General features: G+C 34.6%; 1 protein-coding gene. It reads left to right on the top strand.

Going from position 1 to position 572, the window contains the following annotated elements; genetic code table 11:
• The coding region (locus tag MUW73_RS04390) for an ankyrin repeat domain-containing protein (protein ID WP_243575322.1) at positions 1 to 463 on the top strand (463 nt) is incomplete at its 5' end.
• Between the last annotated feature and the right edge of the window lie 109 nt (positions 464 to 572).

Below are 572 nucleotides of genomic sequence, written 5' to 3' on the forward strand. Positions count from 1 at the left end.
AGCAGATCCTATGGTCTTAAGTGAAAAAATACGGACAGACCTTTGGTCGAATCATTGGTCACTAGACAGGGTAAAGTATTGGGTTGGTAAAGGCCTAAATGTAAATGCAAAAACTGAAGACGATCAAACGCTATTGATGTATGCAATAACACGCGCAAGCATAAAAATTTGCGAGTATTTAATAAAAGAGAAAAAAGCAAATGTGAATGCACAATTCAATAATAACATTACAACCCTAATGATACTAGTATCCGCTAATCTTGATGATCCTCAAGAACAAGAAGAAAAAGTTAATCTTCTCATAAACAATGGGGCAGATATATGTATCAAAACTGAGGAAGGTGAAGATGTCCGAAGTATGACGAGAGAGTCTAAAATAAATGACAAGCTAAAATCTGCTATTATAGCAAAATTGGATGAAGTAGAGAAAGACAAGCCATGTCAGGAGGATATAACACACTAATCAAGATTAGATTCCAACTAGCTGAGCGATCAATGGCCTCTACTTAAGGATTTTATTTCATTGATTATTAAGCAGAATAGCAGTTTTTAAATAGATGATCAGTAGTATC

The sequence above is a fragment of the Candidatus Cardinium sp. cByotN1 genome (assembly GCF_022810525.1).
Lineage (GTDB): Bacteria > Bacteroidota > Bacteroidia > Cytophagales > Amoebophilaceae > Cardinium.